A 19,518-nucleotide genomic window follows, 5' to 3' on the forward strand; every position below is an offset into this window, starting at 1 on the left:
GAGGCAAAGGTATACAATATCAATAAAAGAGTAAAAAGTATTTTAATATTTTATACTATTATTTAACCCGTTGCGCAGAAAGGGTGAAAAACAAAAATCACTTTCGGGTACCTTGGCAAGACCTTGTAAAGGGTATTTAGCAATTAGTTACCTACTAATTCCCTATTCTATCCGTATAAATCGACGAAAATAGGTACATATCAGCAAATAACTCGGCAAAAATTCACCTATAAATCCGAACAAGGTTTTAAGGGGACCCCTGTCTCAATACGCTTTATCAGAGAAATGAACAACTTTTTACGCCCTTTTATTAATCTAAATCATAATGCACAACGGGTATTATTTACTTAATCGGTGCCGTTCTTTGTACGAAAACGAACGCCTGGTGTTCGTTTTCGTACAAAGAAAACCATTTCAGAATACCCATCGTCGTGAGTCTTAACTAATTATGAGGAATGGTATATTTGTGGATAAAATAGATTTCATGATCCAGACACGTATACTTATTATCGACGACGATCCAGATGTTTTAACCGCGGTACACCTGTTATTAAAAAAAACAGTATCGGAAATCATCATCGAGAAAAATCCCGAAAAGATTCCTTCCATTCTACACAATCAGCGCATCGATCTCATTATGCTTGACATGAACTTTAAAAGTGCAATCAACAGTGGCAACGAGGGACTATATTGGTTGAGTCGCATTAAAGAAATCAAGAATGATATTCCTGTTATTATGATCACAGCATACGGGGCAATTGATTTGGCGGTTCAAAGTCTCAAACAAGGTGCATCAGACTTCGTCGTAAAACCTTGGCATAACGAGCATTTACTAGAGGTTGTTAAAGATCTGATTTCAAATAAGAAAAAGGGCACTCACAGCAATAATCAACTTATCCTCAACGACATCATCGGTGAATCCGAGATCATGAGGTCTCTGTTTCATAAGTTAACAAAAATTGCTCCGACAGATGCCAATATTCTAATACTAGGAGAAAATGGGACGGGGAAAGACCTGATTGCATCAGCTATTCACAAACAATCGAACCGATCTAAAGCTCCTTTTGTGAAGGTGGACGTAGGGGCGTTAACTGACAGTCTTTTCGAAAGTGAACTATTCGGACATAAGAAAGGTGCCTTTACAGATGCGCGTGAAGATCGGGTCGGACGTTTTGAAATGGCCGACAAAGGCACACTTTTTCTCGATGAAATTGGAAATATTTCCCTGCTACAGCAGTCTAAATTACTAACCGCTTTGCAAAACAGGCAAATTATCCGTCTAGGCAGCAACCAGTCGGTTGAAGTCGATATCCGTCTTGTCTGTGCTACCAATGTACCTTTAAAAGGTTTAGCCGACGAAAACCGTTTCCGTAAAGATTTAATTTACCGGATCAACACCGTTGAGCTTCAAGTACCTCCCCTTAGGGAACGAGGCGACGATATCCTTTTACTGGCCAAACATTTCATCAAACGGTATGCAGAAAAATACAATAAAAGCATTCCCGACCTTGATCCAGCCGCTCAGAAGAAATTATTGGGATATCATTATCCTGGAAATGTCAGAGAGCTACAATACAGCATTGAACGAGCCGTTATTATGGCTGAGACCCCGATGCTTACAAGTGATGATATTATTTTTTCTCCACTCGAAAATCCGCAGACACAGACTTCAACGAAAACCGAACAACACAATTTATTGGAACTTGAAAAAAACACTATTCTTAAAGTAATTGAAAAACACAATGGAAACATTTCCAAAGCAGCCAAAGAGCTAGGCATTACGCGGACTGCACTATACAGACGGTTAAGTAAATATAACATCTGATCTAATGAAAAAGTTCCGCAGATTAATCCTACTGAGAGCCTTCCTTTTGTTTGTGGCACTCACCTTTTTTGCCTGGCTTCTGTTTAAAGATGAGTATCTGTATTCCATCCTGTTTTTTCCACTGTGCGTTTGGTTAATGTGGTTTACAATTCGATCTCAAATTCGCACTTATCGGGAACTTCAGGATTTTGCGGAAGCCGCCAGATACCGTGATTTTACGAGGCATTTTTCACTTTCACATGCCAGCATCGAAGTGAAGCCTCTCCGCTCGGCATTTAACGATATCAACGATGTTTTTAAAAGCATCAGCAGTGACCGGGAAACCCAACATCAATATCTCCAAAAAATCATGGAGCTGGTCGATACCGCTATTATTTCCTATGAGGAGAAAAGTGGGAAAGTAATGTGGATAAATGATTACTTTAAAAAACTATTCAACATTCCCTATATATCAACTATATATGCTTTAAAAAGACGGAATGCAGTCCTATTCGAAAAAATATCGGAAACAGCAGCGGGACAGAATGGACTTTTCTCCTTTGATACCGCCCATGGCAGGATTAAACTGCAGCTCTATGTAAGCAGCTTCCAGACGGGACAAGGAAGTTTCCGTTTAATCAGTTTACAAAATATCAACGAAGCCTTAGATGAAACTGAAGCAAAAGCCTGGCAAAAACTACTTAGCGTCCTTACCCATGAAATCATGAATTCCATTGCTCCCATTTCTTCTCTCGCTGATACCTTAAAAGATCGGTTAGCTTCACTACCCTATACAGAAGAGCTTGAAGATATTCGAACGGGTGCCGAAACCATTAAAAATCGTAGCGAAGGCTTGTTAAAATTTGCTCGGACTTATCGTACATTGAATAAAATCACCCAGCCCGACCTGGCCACCATTCGAGCGGCAGATTTGTTTGAGAACCTGTACATCTTATTAGAACCTTCACTGATCCAAAAAAATATTGATCTGAATATCATTCTTAAAAGACCTTCACTTGAACTAAATATTGACATTAACTTGATCGAACAAGCGCTTATTAACTTGCTACTAAATGCTGTCGAAGCCGTAAAAGACTCCGACAACCCGACCATCAACCTTCAGGCCTTAGAGGATAATGGCAAAATACAAATTAAAGTAGAGGACAATGGTCTGGGCATGAGCCAGGAAATTCTCGACAATATTTTCACACCTTTCTTTACGACCAAAAAGAGTGGAAGCGGGATCGGCTTGTCCTTAAGCAAACAAATTATGCTGATGCACAAAGGAAACCTATTTGTCAGTTCGAAACCTGGCAAAGGAAGCACATTTACCCTGCAATTCTAAAGCACATTTACGAAGCTTGAACCTGGCCGTCCAGCAGCTCAATGATCCTGCTTCCATATTCGGCATTCTTCTCTGAGTGCGTTACTTGAATAATCGTGACGCCATCTTCTTCGTTCAATTTCTTGAAAAGCTCCATGATCTCCTCCCCTTGTTTCGAATTCAAGTTACCTGTTGGTTCATCAGCTAACAAAACTTTTGGTTTAGCAGCCAGCGCACGGGCAATTCCCACAATTTGTTGTTGTCCGCCCGACAGCTGGTTAGGGAATAAATCTTTCTTTCCGACAATACAAAATCTGTCGAGCATATCCGCCACAACGGCTTTACGTTCAGATGATTTTAACCCTTTATAAATCAAAGGAGTATCGATATTATCTGCAACAGTTAGTTCATCAATCAAATGATATGCTTGAAACACAAATCCCATGTGTTGTTTATAGATTTCGGCTCTCCGCTTTTCTTTCAATTTAAGAACATTCTCCCCTTGAAAGAGATATGCACCTTCATTAGGTTCGTCCAGTAAACCGATGATGTGTAACAGGGTAGACTTCCCCGAACCTGAAGGCCCCATAATGGAAAGGAACTCCCCCTCCTGAATCTGCAAATTAACGTCTTTCAAAACAAAAGCCCGGTTTCCACCAACGTTATACCATTTAAAAATATTGCTTAATTCTATCATGCTTATAATTTATATATCAGTATTTTATCATTCTTCATGCAGCGCAAGTACCGGATTTGTTGTAACCGCCTTTCTGGCGTGATAACTTACGACCAAAAAGGCAAGTAAAAGTAAAAAGAATGCACTCAATAGAAAATACCACCAATGGATTTCGACCCTATAGGCAAAACCTTGGAGCCAAAGGGATGAAATATACCACGCAAGCGGCGTAGAAATTAGCAGAGCGACTAAAATCAATTTAAAGAACGGCTTATTTAGCAAGATTAAGATTTCGCCGCCCGATGCGCCCAAAACCTTCCTTATCCCTACCTCCTTCTGACGCGTACTCACATTGTAAGCTGCCATTGCAAACAAACCCATTAGGGCGACCCAAATGATCAATACAGTAAACGTTGTAAATGCTTGATGAAGCTGATCCTGTTTCGCATGGAGCGCTGCGAACTTCATGTCGACAAATTCATAAATAAAATAATCACCACTTAATTTATTGATCGAGCTCCATTCTTCAGCAAGAGCTCTCAAAGCTGCCTGCGTGTGAGCCGTCTCTATTTTTGCCAAGATCTCTACTTTAGCACTTACTAATGGTAGCCCCACATGTTTTATACTGTAAACTGCAGGCGATACCATCTTTTCAAACCCTAGGACTTTACTATCTTTTACGACCCCAACAACTCGGAATTCAGTATCCATACCCTGAATCATCTTGCCAACCGGGTTTTCTATTCCGAGCCTTGCTACAGCTGTTTCATTTAGAACTACTGAGTTGACAGAATCTGCCGGGAAAGCCGTCGAAAAACCTCTACCGTCAATGATATCCATACCTAATGCCTCAAAATACTCATAGTCGACACTCGTATAGTTTAATTTCAATTTTTTATCGATATATTCAAAATCAAATGCATTTGGCGGATTTCCACCCGGAACCGAGTTTGCCACTGTTACATATTCTATACCCGGTATGGCTTTCATACGGTCACGGATAGATACAAATTTCTCCGGTTCATTGAAAAGGGCGAGGTTTTTTATGTAAACCACTTGGTCCCCATGAAACCCTTTGTCTGATTTTTTCATAAAGTCCATCTGCTGATGAATAACCACCATAACGCTGATGAACCCAAAGGCCACGACAAATTGTACAGTCAAAAGTATTTGACGAAAAGGTTGATTTTTATAGCTCGATTGATAATTTCCTTTAATCATCTGAATTGCACGATTCCCGGTCAACACAATCGCCGGATACAAACCCGAAACCAATGAAATGATAACGACAGCGGCAAAAAGCTGATAAATTAAGGTAGCATCGACCTTGAAATAATTGAGATCGTAACCAAAGTTCGTTACCAACACATTTATACCGATATTCACAAGAACCACGGCAAATAGCGCGGCAACAGCAGTTTGAACAAACACCTCAGCAAGAAATTGGTAGATTAGGCGAAACCTGCCTACTCCAAATATTTTCTTCATACCAATCTCCTTCGCCCGTTTTTGAGCCTGAACTACCATAAGATTAGCAAAGTTGATTCCTGCAAGCAAAAGAATGGCAATTGACAAAACACTTAAAGCGAGCATAATTTTGTAACCAACAGAAGATCCATGTTGTGGCTGCAAGTGTAAGTTTTTCAATGGATCTAAATAAACGGTACTCTTTGCAAACGAAGAGTTCACATGATCGTATGTTTTGGCAATTGTGCCATGAAAAAGTGTGTTGACTTTTGCTGTTAACCTATTAATATCCGTACCTGGTTCTACCTGAATAAAAGTCTCCACATCGTTCCCAGAAGGAGTACCCTGACCCAATTCGGGTACAAAGCCAATGCATTCAAAATTCATGTTCGAAGGAATGGACGAAAGATCAGCTTTACCGCTTATTTGCAAAGGCATGCCCGCTCCTTCACTTTTATTACCCATCATGACCATCGCACCATGAATGTTCGCACTATCTGGGAATAACTTCTCAGCAATATCATTTCGCAAAAAAACAGTTTGACTATGTATGCTATCCAGATTCGCTCCGCTGGTCTTAATCTTAAAGATTTTTGCTAAAGAAGCATCAGCCCCCAGCCACTCCCTAATAAAGAACACGTCCTCATCTGAGTGAAATGGCACTTCATAAGGAAAACGATTCACCCTTCCCATTTCAACAATTTCAGGAAATTCCTCCTGGATCGCCTTTCCTAAACCGATGGGAGTCAGATCTGACGACCCTTCTGCACTTTCTAATCCTACAAGATATATATTTTCGTAATCCGGATTCCAGGCATCGTAACTTTTCTCATGATTAATGTACATGTATGCCAATACGAAGCCGGCAAAACCGAGGGATAATCCTAATACGTTAATTACGGTAAACAGCTTGGTTTTAAAGAAAACCCGCCATGCTATTTTTAAATTATTGTAATTCATCTTAACAGGCTTTTAAAGTTCATATTCGATGTTGGTTATTCTGTTCTCAGGGATTTCACCGGATTAGCCATAGCTGCTCGTAGTGATTGTAACACGACAATTAGCATGGCAACCAAGAGCACGATAATTCCTCCTGCTAACACCAGCCATACCGATACGTCAATCCGATAAGCAAAATTATCCAGCCATCGGTTCATTATCAACCAAGCTATCGGAGCTGCCACAATAAAAGCAATAGCAATCAACCTGACAAAGTCGCCCGACAGCAATAGCACAATCGCTAAAACTTTTGCACCCAATACTTTTCTTACACCGATTTCTTTGACCCGCTGGTTCATCATCAACAGTGCAAGTGCAAATAAACCCAAGCAAGAGATAAAAATCGCAAAACCGGCACCGCTCACAATAATCTTCGAAAGCCGTTTTTCCTTTTCATACATGCGCTGCGTATTTTCATCTAAAAAAGAAGGCGTACTTTCGTATGTTGGATTCACAGATTTCCAAATCTTTTCGATCGACGCCATGGATTGTTGCAGAGCATCCGAGTTGACCCTCACGAAAATATAAGAAACAGGCCAATCCGAAGGTTGCAGACACATGGTTAGCGGCCCAACTTTCGAATGGAGCGTTTTGAAATTAAAATCTTTGACTACACCGATAACCGTTAAATCTTCGCCACTAATATTTAGATTTTTCCCAACAGGGTTCTCTTCTCCCAATAGAGCTGCCATCTGTTCGTTGATCAGTAATGATGTCGTATCGGTGGAATATGCTCTTGAGAAATCCCTGCCTTCCAACAAATCAATTTCCATGGTTTTCAGATAATCATAATCAACACGCAGCCAATTTGTCTTGATATTTCGTTCTTTATAATCGAAACCCATCTTAGACGTCATCGAAGCACCGTCTCTTCCCATGCCCATATTAATATCCGTACCCGTCACGCTCATCACTTCGGGTAATGCTGCTAACTCCACACGCATGCGCTGTAAAGCCACTTCCGAATCTATGTTATTTCCAATCGGAATGCTGACTACTCCTGATTTATTATATCCGAGCGACCTGCTATTCATAAAGTTGATCTGCTGCATAATCACCAGCGTAGATATTACCAAGATAATAGCAATAGCAAATTGTCCTACTGACAGTGCTTTGCGTAAGTTTTTCCCCGAATCCAGTCGAATACCCGTACCACGCAACACGTCCATCAGGTTAAACCGAGTCATTACAAACCCGGGATATGCACCTGCAGCCAGCGTTACAGCAAAGAATAAGAGCAAGAGAAGCAAGCTGTTCCGGAGGGTAATTAACTCACCAAACTGAAGGTTATAAGCCATCAAAGCATTAAATTGCGGCAAGATTGCCCAAGCCAGTACCGCACCAACTAGGGAAGAAAATAAACAGATTAAGGAGGCTTCCATCCAAAACTGAACAACCAATTGGAGAGGCCTTGCCCCTAAAGTCTTCCGCATGCCAATTTCCTTGGTTCGTGTGAAAGAACTGGCGAGTGATAAGTTGATAAAATTGGTACACGCAATAAAAAGAATGAAGGCACTTATGATCAACAACATCCACGGGAAAAAACTAGCGACATTGCTACCACCCGGACTCATCGAGTTAAAATGCATTTCATGGATAGGCAAAAGCTTTAACGACTTGTAAGTTCCATCATCATTCACTAGCGCGCCGTCACGCTTCAGGTTATCAATTTCACTCTTAAAATACTTTCCCACAAATGCCTTACTATCTTGCTGAAACTGAGCCACCGAAACCTTGTCTCCCAACTCTACATAAACCGTGTGGTTTCGCCAGTCCCATTTATCCATGCCCTCTAGGTAGCCCGGATAATTTTCAAATCGTACGAAAGCGTCAAACTGGAACGTTGAGTTTGCGGGAAAATCTGCCAACAAAGCTGAAACCACAAAAGGCTCCCATACACCTTGAATGTTTAACTCGACCTGCATACCGATAATGTCTTGGTTACCGAAAAGCTTTTCTGCCGCATATTCCGTTAATGTGATATTTTTCAAGTCGCTCAAAACCGACGATTTATCGCCCTGCTTTAGCGGAAAGGAGAACATATCCAGAAAAGACGGATCAACAAAGCGAGTTGTAATACTGATCTCCTTCTCACCATGCCGTGCTAGAACTCCACCTCCATCACCATAGCGAGTTATATTTGCCAGACCTTTCAACTCCTCTTTTGCGGTTGGCGCAAAAGGGACAGGCATGGGAGCATCTTCTTTCCTACCGGTGACAGGGTTTGTCTCAAAATACACCTGATACAGCTGGTCTTTCTTAGTATGGAAGTTATCAAAAGAAAGATCGAACATCGCTGCAAGGAACAAGACAACGGCTATTGCGAAAGCAATTGTCAACCCAATTATGTGCACACCTGTAAAAAGCTTATGTTTCAACAAGTTTCTCAATGCGATGGTAAAATAATTTTTTATCATGTCCTATAACTCGTTGCCCAAATAGTAATCAATTACTTTCGACCTATATAGCAGATTATACTTGCTGTTTATAAAGTCGAATTCCGCTTTATTCATATTGGTCTGTGCTGTGTTCAATTCAATCGAAGTTGCCAATCCCACCTGGTAGCGCTCCTGAAACACCTTAAAGGTCTCACGCGTAGAGATAAACACCTCTTCTGATGATTCATACTGTTGTTTCGCCGCGTTTATGTCCAAAACGGCCTGATTAACTATTTTATTCAAGTTATTTTTTGTCTGTTTCTCAGCTACCTTCGTGTTTTCATAAATAATCTTCGCCTTCCGAACGCTGATTCTTGAACTTAGATTATTAAAAATAGGGATACTTAATGAAAGACCAATGTAGCGACTGTAATTATCTCGCAGTTGCTGCCTGAATGGAAAAACATGACCATTCTGATCCAGATAAGAGCTCGTATAACCTGTACTCAGCCCGCTCGACAGCGACAGAGTCGGAAAGTAATTCCCTTTAGCTATATCCACATCTTTTTCGGCCGCCAGTGTCCTAAATTCAGCCATGCGCACTTCCGGAAAAAAATCGATCGCTTTTTCAAAAACATGGGTTGCCGTATAATTTGTCATCACATTTTCAACCTCATCTACTTCCGGACTCTCCAGAATAATTTCCTTTTCGGAATCCATTTCCATCAACTGCTTTAAGGTCAGCAAAGACAACTCATAATCATTACGTGAAGTTGTTATATTTAACTGGTCAGTCGCAACCTGACTTTTTGCTTGGGACACATCCGCTGAAGTTCGATTTCCCACTTCCAGCTGAACTTCTTCTGCTCTTAACTGCTCTTTTGAGAGATTTAACTGTTGCTCACTGGCCGACCAGAGTGCTTTATGAGTTAAGGCTTCGATATAAGTTGTAAAAACCTGTAGCACCAACTCATATTCTACCTGCTCCGCATAGCTCCGGTCTGATTGCAATAACAGTTTATTTGCTTTGATCTGATTGACCCGCTGAAACCCCTGAAAAAGTGTTACAGAAAGGTTCAGGCTACCGTCGACCGACTTATTCGTAGTATTTCCTACTTTACCGGTTTTCTCATCAAAGTAATTACCACCGCTAATTCGACCACCGGCTGATGCCCCCAAGCTAGGTAATAAGTTCATTTTCGATTGCAGGACATCCTGATCGCTCAAAGCAGCCTGATACCTCGCCTCTCTGATTTGGAGATTATTTTTCAACGTGCTGTCAATTGCAGATCGTAAGGTTATCACATCTTGGCTACTTGCCGTCTGGGCAAAAAGGAAATTGAAAAGAAATAAAAAAGTCGAAAATCGAATGGTCATCATATACATAATCAAGAATTTCTTTACAGCCTATGTGCCACAACACTAAACAACTAACAACCAACATATTACAAATGGACAAAAAGAATAAACTGTTCATTTCCGAACAAAAGCTGTTCATTAACGTACAATCAAAGGCATTTCCTTAGATTTGTATATACATCAACGAAAAACGAAACATGGAATTAGGATTGTGCACCTTTGCCGATATGCGACCCGATAAAGCGGGAAGTGGAGTCAATGCTCATCAGCGTATCAACGATTTATTAGAAGAAATTAAGTTAGCCGACGAACTTGGGCTTGACGTATTCGGTATTGGTGAGCATCACCGTCCGGATTATTCTGTCTCTGCTCCTGCTATCATTTTGGCCGCTGCCGCAACGATTACAAAAAACATCAAACTCAGCAGTGCCGTAACCGTTTTAAGTTCAGATGATCCAGTACGTGTGTATCAACATTTTTCTACTGTCGACCATCTCTCCAACGGTCGTGCAGAGATCATGGTTGGTCGAGGCTCTTTTATTGAATCCTTCCCCCTTTTTGGTTACGACCTGAATGATTATAATGAGCTATTCACGGAAAAGCTTGCACTTTTACTTCAAATCAATGAAGACAATCAACATGTAAGTTGGAAAGGCCATTTACACCCATCGATTGAAAATCGCGGAGTCTACCCCCATTCCTATCAAGAAAAATTGCCCATCTGGATTGCCGCCGGTGGCACCCCGGCTTCTGCCGTTCGCGCTGCAACCTTAGGATTGCCGCTGACATTGGCTATCATCGGTGGTCTACCGTCACAGTTCGTACCCTTTGCTAATTTATATCGGGAAACCGCTAAGAAAAACGGACAAGACCCGACTACCTTACAATTTGCAGTCAATTCACATGCCTACGTAACCGAAAACTCTCAGGGCGCTAATAAAGAATTTTACCCCTATTACGCGGCTATGATGAATGCTGTTGGAAAAGATCGGGGCTGGTCAGCTTTCACCGAAGAACAATTCAACTTCGCGCGCTCACCAGAAGGGGCATTAGTGGTGGGCAGCCCTGAAGAAGTCATTGACAAAATTCTTTACGAACACGAGCTGTTTGGGAACACCCGCTTTATTGCACAAAGCAGCTTAGGGACGCTACCTCATAAGCAAGTAATGAAATCGATCGAACTTTTTGGCACAAAAGTAGCTCCCGTAGTCCGAAAAGCCCTCCTATAACATGGATGCTTTCACTGCTTCCGAGCCATATCGTCCCCAGTTGCCTAAATTCTTTTCAAGAAATGCCTTCAGACCTTCACGATCTACATGATCCGCTCGTCTGGGTTCTTCGGGATTGTTAATTGGACCTGGTTTGTCGATTTCCACCTTGGTTGCAAACCAAGTCACATTCTCGTGCGGCAGAGCTACACCTAAGATCATTCCCGGTAAGCCGGAAAAAGACTCCGGTCCGCCAGATGCCAGGATCTCATCTGTATAGAAAGCTACCACATAGATCGAATCCATCATCAATCCATTCGCACGTTTACATTCAAACCCTGCAATCTCTCTAACTTCATTGGTGTACTTCCATAAAATCTCGCGTTGCTTATCTTTCAATACAAAGTCCTCACCAAATATTTTCTTCACAGCCACTACGTCTTCTGATTCAAAGTTAGTCAGAATTGTATTCTTGACCATTATCCAAGGCTCATTACTAAACCAATTGCTAGCCGTTTTGGGCTCTTCGGTAATCTGATAAAGACTCTGGTTTTTATTAAAAGACAGTGATGTTTTCATGGTTACAAATTGAGGCTGGTTTTTACGATAGTCTTCATAAAGTTTTTTCATAAAAACATCGTCTTCTGTTATGCGACCCTTTATCTTCGCAAACATGTTCACCCGCTTTTCATATTCAATTTTTCCACTTTCAGCGAAATACGCATACTGTCCATAACTTAATTGGGTTCCTAGTAGTATAAAAACTACTGCAAAAAGTGCATTCACTATGTTTTTCATTGTCTTATTCATCGTATTTTTATTTTGCTTTATTACCCATTTTGTTAAAGTCCCATATAATCGAGAACATGAAATATCGACTGATGGTTGTATAATCTGTTTGTGTAAAGCCTGTAGCGTGCGCATTCCTGTTAAAACCCTTATTCTGATCCAACAGATCATTTGCCTGAATTTTCAAAATCAATTCATCCGTTTTCAAGAATTTCTTCTGCACACTCGCGTTCCAGATCAAACGTTCAAAATCTTCCGCAAAAACCTGTGTCGCCTCGGAATAGGTGTAACGAGCGTCAGAAGCTACCTCAATTTTGGCAGGCAGAAACACTCGGAAATAAGCGCTTGAATTAAAACCCCACCCCTTACTAGAGGATTCCTGTAGTGAAGCCACATTTGATGTATACGATGGGCCAGCATACAATCGGAATGAATATTTATCTTTTTCATTTTTACTCAGATTCAACGCAAACGAGATGTTATTGCTTTTCGTCTCGTTCAACTCTGAATTAATAATGTTATAATAGGTATTTACCCCATAGTCAGCATTTCCACCCCAATCCAAATCGAGGCTCTTAATTTTACTTCCGAAATACACATAACCAGAGAAGTTCATGGGCTTCTTATCTTTTAGATTTTCATAACTGTAAACACTCTTCCCTGCTTCATCGGTAAGTGTATTGTTGATAATCGCATTATTGGTTACTGAGCCATTGAAGTATAGACCGATATACTGTCCACTTAACACTTTATAAGAATTATATCCTCCATTGAAGCTATGTCTGAATGATGGATCTAGATCCGGATTACCTACTGATATATTCATGGGATCCGTATTGCTCTGTACCGGCTGGATCTGATGAACCGATGGTTGAGAAGTATTTCCGTAATAACTTAACCGAAAAGATTTCTGATTCGAGAACGCATAAGTCCAGTTCACTCTTGGATTTAGATTGATAAAATCCCGATTTAAGATATCGTCGCTAAACTGATCAATCTGCTTAAAATTCACGTTCGCGGCTGACATCGTCATGTTCAATGTGTTCTTATCTTTTTTGAAATTCAGTGTAGCACCCAGTTCATTTAATAATTGATCGAGTTTGAAGTCATTACTAAAGGTGCTGTCCAATTCGTTATAACCCCCTCCATTCTGGTTGTAAGATAAAAGGCTCGACTGACTATTATTCAAATTAAAGCGATAGTTGACAGATAGTTTCCAGAACTCAGATAGAGGTTCGGTATAAGCAATATTTGAGTTAAAAACCACACTCTCTGTGCGATTGTTCTTTTGCTGGTCGATGATCTGTATACTATCTATAGCACCGTCTTCTCCATAAAATTCATTCTCTGACATTAGGAATCCCAATGCATTATCCTGACCGACGCGTTGATCCAAGCCAATGGAAATAGTTCTTCCTTCCTTTGCTAATTTCTTATTCCACAATGCACTTGCATTGAACGATTTACTGTCGCCTTCATTGGTTGTTCGGCGAATACTCCGGTTCAATGGGTCATAAGCTTCATCAAATGTAGCTGATTCATTGTCACTTCGTGAGCGGCTATCTTTCAGCATTCCATCGACGCTAATTTTTAAAGTCGAGGTACTATCGAAATTAATCTCATATCGTGCATCAGCTTTGTGTCTGAAAATGTAGTTGTTAAACACCTCGTTAGAATTTCGGTTAATCTTTCCAGTAGGCAATGCGTTCTGGCTGATCGTTGATCGGTCACCATCTACTTCCAGATCTCCTATTTTATAGTTGGCATTGATATTTTCTTTTTTGTCGTTCCATTTATTATCATAATGTACACCTCCCGATCGGGCGAGTGGTATACCCTGACCGTTATACTGACCGCCCCAGGACTCCAGCTCGTCGTTGCCCGAACCACCGTCAATATAAATCATTCCGTCGGAAACATTTAAATTCGTACTTCCGTACTTCTCACTATCCTGCCAATTCAGCCCAATTTTACCCGTATTGGCAATCGTACCGTAAGCAGCTATCTTTTCACTACCCTTAAACTTATTAAACATCACCTGCCCTTCGTACAGCTCTTCAGTACCAACGCCCGCATCCACTTTACCGAACATACCATGCTTGCTATCTTCTTTCAGCTGAATATTTATGGTTTTAGTCTTTTCGCCATCGTCAATACCGGTGAAAGTTGCCTGATCACTCTTTTTATCATAGAGTTGAACTTTATCTACCATATCACCACGTATGTTCTTGGTTACTAACGTTGGATCATCACCAAAAAACTCTTCTCCATCAACTAAAACCTTGCTGACCGTCTCCCCTTGTGCCGTGATGTTACCATCTTTGTCCACTTGGATACCAGGCAATTGTGCCAACAAATCTTCCACCTTATCATTTGGTTGTATAGTGTATTTACTTGCATCAAACTCAATGGTATCACCTTTAATTGTAATTGCATTCCTGCCTGTAATTACGACTTCGCTCAACAATTCAGACATAAGCAACATATTCACTTCGCCCAGATCCAGTTCGGTGTTTGTTAAATCCAAGGTAAAACGCTCGACAAAATCCGTATACTTCGGATAGGAAGCCATTAAGATATATTGCCCCGTATCCAGATCATCGATAACAAAGCTTCCGTCTTCGGTAGCTCGGGTATAATCAACAAAAATTGAATCTTGTGCACGAAGGACGGTGATAACCGCGTTTTTCAATGTCAATGCAGAAGTTGTGTCGACAATAGAACCCTGCACCTTGTAAGGTTTTTGAGCGTACGTGGCTAATACGACGGAGAATAGCAGCACCAGCAATAAAATCGGTTTACGCATAATAAGGTTTGAATTAGTAGTGGTTATATCTTAAATTCATTTCTGATTAAAATCTGTCTACAAGTATACGATAAAAACAAACAAATACGAATATATCGTAATATATTTTTCTTATAAATGATTAATTATACCTATTAGACACACAGAACACTTTTTGTTACAAAACAAAACAAATTTTAATTCAATGAAAATAAAGCTTTTGATACTTGATTTTCATTTTTTTAACTATTTTTAACAAAACCTTAATTATACATGACGAAGCTAAGTACAAATTTATCCAGAAGAAATGCAATCAAATTTGCAGGTGTTACTTCTGCTACCCTACTGGGTAGCGGTGTATTTAATCACATTTCAGCAGCCGAAAACATTTTACCCACCGAGCTCAAAGGAAGAGTAAACCATTCCGTATGCCGCTGGTGTTATAATTCCATACCGTTAGAAGATCTCTGCATTGCAGCAAAGGAAATTGGATTAACATCCATTGAATTAATCGATCCTCCTGAATGGCCAATCCTTAAAAAACACGGATTAACCTGCGCGCTTACACAAGGAGCAGGATTGGGCATCGAACGCGGATTCAACAATCCTGACCTTCACGATGAATTGGTAAAAAGCTTCGAAGAGGTCATCCCTCAAGTTGCTGCCGCTGGATATGATCAAATCATCTGCTTTTCCGGAAATCGAAACGGAATGGACGACGAAACAGGACTCAAAAATTGTGCAGCTGGATTGAAACGACTAATACCAATTGCTGAAAAATATAAGGTTACCATGGTTATGGAGCTTCTAAACAGCAAGGTGAATCACCCCGACTATCAATGTGACCATACGGCATGGGGCGTTGAACTTTGTGAGCAGGTCGGGTCAGAGCAATTTAAACTGCTTTATGATATTTATCATATGCAAATCATGGAGGGCGATGTAATAGCCACTATCAAGAAATACCATCCTTATATCTCACATTATCATACGGGTGGTGTACCTGGACGAAATGAAATAGATGAAACCCAAGAGCTCTACTACCCTGCCATCATTAAATCCATTCTTGATACCGGATACAAAGGTTTTGTTTCACAGGAATTCATCCCTTCCCGACCCGATCAGCTTGCTTCATTAAAACAGGGAGTGGAGATATGTGACGTATAAGTTTTCTAAAAAGCAAAAACAACTAAATATTTAGTTTGAATATTAAAACTAAATATTTAGTTTTACAATACATATCAAATCCATACCGCTATGTATTGTAGAGTCGCCGTGATTTTTCTCGTTTTATTTTCAGCTAACTACTCTGTTCACGCTCAAGATTCGCTTAACAATGATCATCTACTGAAGTTATATCAGGCGGGCGACTATGTTCGGGCTGCCGAATATATAAAAAGCGCTTCCGTTGACACTGCGGATCATAATATCCTTAACAATCTTGGTTACGCGTACCGGATGGCGGGCAACCTCGCTGAAGCTGAAAAAACTTATCAAGCACTTTACCAACAAGACAGCCTGGCTTATACCACGATTATGAATTTGGCCAGTGTCTATTTCAACCGCGGAAATATCAAAAAAGCTTCATCATTATACCAACAAGCATTACTCATCGATACCACAAATATCAAAGTATATCAACGTCTCTCAGAAGTAGCCATCAAACGTAACGAAACCGAATCGGCATACGAATATCTGCGTAAAGCCAATATTCTTGATCCGATAAATCCGTCAGTTGCTTACAATTTAAGCATGGTCGCAATTTCTCTGCAAGATTATTTGTTCGCTGACTCCGTTATTCAAGTAGCACTAGAAGATGACTCTGTAAACATCAATCTTCTTTATGCAAAAGCGGTGACAAAAGATTATTTAAAAGAATATCCAGTAGGTATCGAAACTTGCGAAAAACTAATGGAGCTGGGCTGTGATTCTCTCATGGTCATGCCCATGATAGGCGCTATGTACTATTACAATAAAGACTACGAGAAATGTATTGAAACACTCACCTGGCTAGAGAATGAGATTGTCGATCTCAAGGAAGGGGACAAATATTATTTAGCAATGAGTTACCTAAGAACCAAGAGCTATGACGAAGGCTTCACTTATTTGGATGCCGCGATCGAACAATCTATTTCTCCAAATACTGCTCGTTACTACCGAGATAAAGGAGAATTTCAACACTATAACGGTCATCACAAATCGGCAGTAATCTCCTATTTGCGTAGTCTGGATTTCGGTCCTAGCCCATCGGCCTATTATCAGCTTGCCCTGATAAATGACTACCAGCTAAAAAAGGAAGAGGAAGCTCTCATCTATTACAAACGTTTTATCGAACTGCAAGAGTTTCAGCCGGCTCAATCCGATATACTTGAATTTGTTGAAAGCCGCATTCAAGAAATTGAAACGCGGACAAAAAGCGTAAAACTTACTGATTCGTCAGCTCGTTCACAGTAAACGATTTCTGTCGATCACCATATTTATTGCGTATTTTAATAATATCCGGACGGCTCACCTTGGAAGCCTCATTATTCCAACTTTGTCTGATAAACGACAATAGCTGCGCTATCTCTTCATCCACGATATCCCGGTTTGACCCAATCCCCGGCATTTCACCGACAATATCGTCATATGACTTTCCATTTACTTCAATCTTTCCACTTAAACCGTACAATACCAAAGCAATTAAACGATCTTTATCACCAGTCACCCATTCCGAGTTGTTTAACGGCGGAGCCAACTGCTCAATTCCATCACCGTTTTCCCCGTGACAAGTTTGGCAAGTATTTTTGAACAACGCCGCACCACGCGGATAGCGACTAACCAACGGATTAACTGCAGGTCGGTTTTTATTCTCTTCGATGTCAATTAAAATCTTTCCGAATCGTTTCTGTAGCAAACTCGCTGTATCCAGTTTTATATCAGCCAGCCTTCCCTTAAAGTCAGCTTCCCGGTTATGAAGATTACTGATAATCGCATCTGACACATAAGGGTTATCAGGAAAAGTTTTCGACAAAGACAGCAACAACTCTTCTGCTGCCGGCTCATCAAACTTGCGGATCAAATGACTTTGGAAAGCAAGATAAGGCGCCGCTAATGAATCAGCATTTGCCACCATCTCTTGTTGAATAGAAAGAAACTCCCCGTAATTATCCTTATTCACTACTGCTCTCATAGCCACCAGCGCTTGTTCTCTTAAATTCCAGTCGTCCGACTCCAATAATGTTAGAACCTCAGACGCCTCCAACGAACCTAAACCTTCCAATGCCCACAATGAATGAATTCTCAAGAGTGGGTTGTTCGCTTTTTGTACATTTTTCTTTAAATCAGGAACAAGGTTACGTAATTGCCTATCAACAATAAGCTGCTGTGCACGATCACGCACCCAGCCATTTTTATGACCCAATAACTTAAGAAGATCCTTCGGCTTATTCGAAATCTTCACAGGTTTCGGATTACTTCCTTCTGGCACTACCTTATAAATACGACCGTAGGTCAATGGATTTTCCAACGAACGGGCAGTAATCTCCTTTCGCAAATACTCTGTAATGTATAATTTATGCTGAAGAATACCGCGATACATATCGATAACATATAAGGCTCCATCTGGTCCGTTGTAAAGAGTAACCGGTCGAAAACGCTCGTCATAGCTCGCTAGAAACTCGCGTCCTTCATAAACTTGTTCCCCTTCAATTTTATTTCCGTTTCTTGACAGCACATTCCTTTTAATCAAATTAGCTGATGGTTCACCCACAAAAACATTCTCATCATACGCTTCGCCAAACAAGTCTCCACGGTACACTACTGGACCACTTGCTGCCGTAAAGTTTACCAATCGCAAATTTGAATCAAGTGTACCCGACTGGTACCCGCGATTAACGCCGGTCGTCTGCCGAATCGGGTATACGCGATTATTTCTAACAATACGCTCATTGTAACCCGCAACACGGCGTTGATTTTCATTTTCACTACCCAGAGAAGGAGAAAAATAATCGCCCAAAACATTCTGAGAATTGTTATTATAATAAAGGTGCCCGTAATTATCTTGTGTAATCCCCCACTGTCCGCGCAAATGTGTTTTTTCAATTACCCATTCCCCATCTATTCGCCTATAACGCTTGTCCTGATCACTATTGTATATCCAGTTATCCAAACCTCTCAGCAAACCGTTGCTTTGGTGCTCCACATTATCACCCGACGCATAGGTAGAGTCAACCAACTGCTTATTAATAGGCCGATCCTCGTCAATATCATAATACCACAAATACGGTGGCTCGGCAACCAAAATCCCGTCACCGACAAAACTCAAAGCACGCGGAAGAATCAATGAATCTAAAAATACTTTTCGGTCATCAAAGTCCCCATCTGAATCTGTATCTTTCAAGATCACAATCTTGCTCGTTGGCGCCCTTTCACCTTCCCCTTCGATATCGGGCATAAAACTCGTCATTTCCAATACCCACGCTCTTCCGTCATTATCAAAGGTCATGGCGATTGGAGAATTAATAAGCGGCTCAGATGCAACAAGCATCACATCAAAACCATCTTCCACCACCATAGCCCGCAATGCGTCGCCGGGACTCAGCGGTGGTGCATACTGCACCAAACTATCAATAAAAGCACTGTCAAGAGGTGTGGATTGTGAACTTCTTTGCACATCTGTTCCGCACGAACTGAAATAAATTAAACACAGGAGGAAGGATGCAAACGCAAGATATTTTTTCATTTTCTA

12 protein-coding genes are annotated in these 19,518 nt (G+C 40.8%); 5 read left to right on the forward strand and 7 right to left on the reverse strand.

Annotated elements, in window-relative coordinates:
- Positions 1-484: 484 nt before the first annotated feature.
- Together D3P12_RS12160 and D3P12_RS12165 are read left to right on the forward strand one after the other, a co-directional pair.
- The gene (locus D3P12_RS12160; protein ID WP_118195865.1) at positions 485-1,825 is read left to right on the forward strand and encodes a sigma-54-dependent transcriptional regulator; all 1,341 of its coding nucleotides are present in this window, start codon (positions 485-487) and stop codon (positions 1,823-1,825) included.
- Between the two features lie 4 nt (positions 1,826-1,829).
- Positions 1,830-3,149: a sensor histidine kinase gene (locus tag D3P12_RS12165; RefSeq protein ID WP_118195867.1), complete on the forward strand. Its 1,320-nt coding sequence runs from the start codon at positions 1,830-1,832 to the stop codon at positions 3,147-3,149.
- Between the two features lie 7 nt (positions 3,150-3,156).
- On the opposite strand, the gene D3P12_RS12170 is transcribed toward D3P12_RS12165, so the two are convergent.
- From D3P12_RS12170 to D3P12_RS12185, 4 genes are read right to left on the reverse strand one after another with little or no spacing between them, the layout of a single operon-like run.
- Positions 3,157-3,825, reverse strand: a complete 669-nt coding sequence (locus D3P12_RS12170) for an ABC transporter ATP-binding protein (RefSeq protein WP_118195869.1) — start codon at positions 3,823-3,825, stop codon at positions 3,157-3,159.
- 27 nt (positions 3,826-3,852) lie between these two features.
- Positions 3,853-6,231 (reverse strand): ABC transporter permease, encoded by a 2,379-nt coding sequence (locus D3P12_RS12175; RefSeq protein WP_118195871.1) that lies wholly within the window; start codon positions 6,229-6,231, stop codon positions 3,853-3,855.
- Positions 6,232-6,266: 35 nt separating this feature from the next.
- Positions 6,267-8,687: an ABC transporter permease gene (locus D3P12_RS12180; protein ID WP_118195873.1), complete on the reverse strand. Its 2,421-nt coding sequence runs from the start codon at positions 8,685-8,687 to the stop codon at positions 6,267-6,269.
- A 3-nt stretch (positions 8,688-8,690) separates the two neighbouring features.
- Positions 8,691-10,028, reverse strand: coding sequence for a TolC family protein (locus tag D3P12_RS12185; RefSeq protein ID WP_165438738.1), 1,338 nt, complete (start codon positions 10,026-10,028; stop codon positions 8,691-8,693).
- Positions 10,029-10,204: 176 nt separating this feature from the next.
- Between D3P12_RS12185 and D3P12_RS12190 the strand changes: the two genes are divergently transcribed.
- Complete coding sequence (locus D3P12_RS12190; protein ID WP_118195877.1) at positions 10,205-11,236, forward strand: LLM class flavin-dependent oxidoreductase; 1,032 nt, start codon at positions 10,205-10,207, stop codon at positions 11,234-11,236.
- On the opposite strand, the gene D3P12_RS12195 is transcribed toward D3P12_RS12190, so the two are convergent.
- On the reverse strand, positions 11,231-12,025 hold the full coding sequence (locus D3P12_RS12195; protein ID WP_245977445.1) for a GLPGLI family protein: 795 nt from the start codon (positions 12,023-12,025) through the stop codon (positions 11,231-11,233). The two genes, D3P12_RS12190 and D3P12_RS12195, sit on opposite strands and share 6 nt — an antisense overlap.
- A gap of 7 nt (positions 12,026-12,032) precedes the next feature.
- On the reverse strand, positions 12,033-14,810 hold the full coding sequence (locus D3P12_RS12200) for a TonB-dependent receptor (protein ID WP_118195879.1): 2,778 nt from the start codon (positions 14,808-14,810) through the stop codon (positions 12,033-12,035).
- Between the two features lie 252 nt (positions 14,811-15,062).
- Between D3P12_RS12200 and D3P12_RS12205 the strand changes: the two genes are divergently transcribed.
- On the forward strand, positions 15,063-15,956 hold the full coding sequence (locus D3P12_RS12205; protein WP_118195881.1) for a hydroxypyruvate isomerase family protein: 894 nt from the start codon (positions 15,063-15,065) through the stop codon (positions 15,954-15,956).
- 90 nt (positions 15,957-16,046) lie between these two features.
- On the forward strand, positions 16,047-17,243 hold the full coding sequence (locus D3P12_RS12210) for a tetratricopeptide repeat protein (RefSeq protein WP_118195883.1): 1,197 nt from the start codon (positions 16,047-16,049) through the stop codon (positions 17,241-17,243).
- Here D3P12_RS12210 and D3P12_RS12215 read toward each other — a convergent pair.
- On the reverse strand, positions 17,215-19,512 hold the full coding sequence (locus D3P12_RS12215; RefSeq protein ID WP_118195885.1) for a DUF7133 domain-containing protein: 2,298 nt from the start codon (positions 19,510-19,512) through the stop codon (positions 17,215-17,217). The two genes, D3P12_RS12210 and D3P12_RS12215, sit on opposite strands and share 29 nt — an antisense overlap.
- Positions 19,513-19,518 lie beyond the last annotated feature (6 nt).

The sequence above is a fragment of the Pedobacter indicus genome (assembly GCF_003449035.1).
Lineage (GTDB): Bacteria > Bacteroidota > Bacteroidia > Sphingobacteriales > Sphingobacteriaceae > Albibacterium > Albibacterium indicum.

Bases quoted from the DNA above. Each gene is read 5' to 3' on its own strand.
- D3P12_RS12185 (WP_165438738.1), bottom strand. From the start codon at position 10,028: ATGATGACCATTCGATTTTCGACTTTTTTATTTCTTTTCAATTTCCTT.
- D3P12_RS12160 (WP_118195865.1), top strand. From the start codon at position 485: ATGATCCAGACACGTATACTTATTATCGACGACGATCCAGATGTTTTA.
- D3P12_RS12170 (WP_118195869.1), bottom strand. From the start codon at position 3,825: ATGATAGAATTAAGCAATATTTTTAAATGGTATAACGTTGGTGGAAAC.
- D3P12_RS12195 (WP_245977445.1), bottom strand. From the start codon at position 12,025: ATGAATAAGACAATGAAAAACATAGTGAATGCACTTTTTGCAGTAGTT.
- D3P12_RS12175 (WP_118195871.1), bottom strand. From the start codon at position 6,231: ATGAATTACAATAATTTAAAAATAGCATGGCGGGTTTTCTTTAAAACC.
- D3P12_RS12200 (WP_118195879.1), bottom strand. From the start codon at position 14,810: ATGCGTAAACCGATTTTATTGCTGGTGCTGCTATTCTCCGTCGTATTA.
- D3P12_RS12215 (WP_118195885.1), bottom strand. From the start codon at position 19,512: ATGAAAAAATATCTTGCGTTTGCATCCTTCCTCCTGTGTTTAATTTAT.
- D3P12_RS12210 (WP_118195883.1), top strand. From the start codon at position 16,047: ATGTATTGTAGAGTCGCCGTGATTTTTCTCGTTTTATTTTCAGCTAAC.
- D3P12_RS12205 (WP_118195881.1), top strand. From the start codon at position 15,063: ATGACGAAGCTAAGTACAAATTTATCCAGAAGAAATGCAATCAAATTT.
- D3P12_RS12165 (WP_118195867.1), top strand. From the start codon at position 1,830: ATGAAAAAGTTCCGCAGATTAATCCTACTGAGAGCCTTCCTTTTGTTT.
- D3P12_RS12190 (WP_118195877.1), top strand. From the start codon at position 10,205: ATGGAATTAGGATTGTGCACCTTTGCCGATATGCGACCCGATAAAGCG.
- D3P12_RS12180 (WP_118195873.1), bottom strand. From the start codon at position 8,687: ATGATAAAAAATTATTTTACCATCGCATTGAGAAACTTGTTGAAACAT.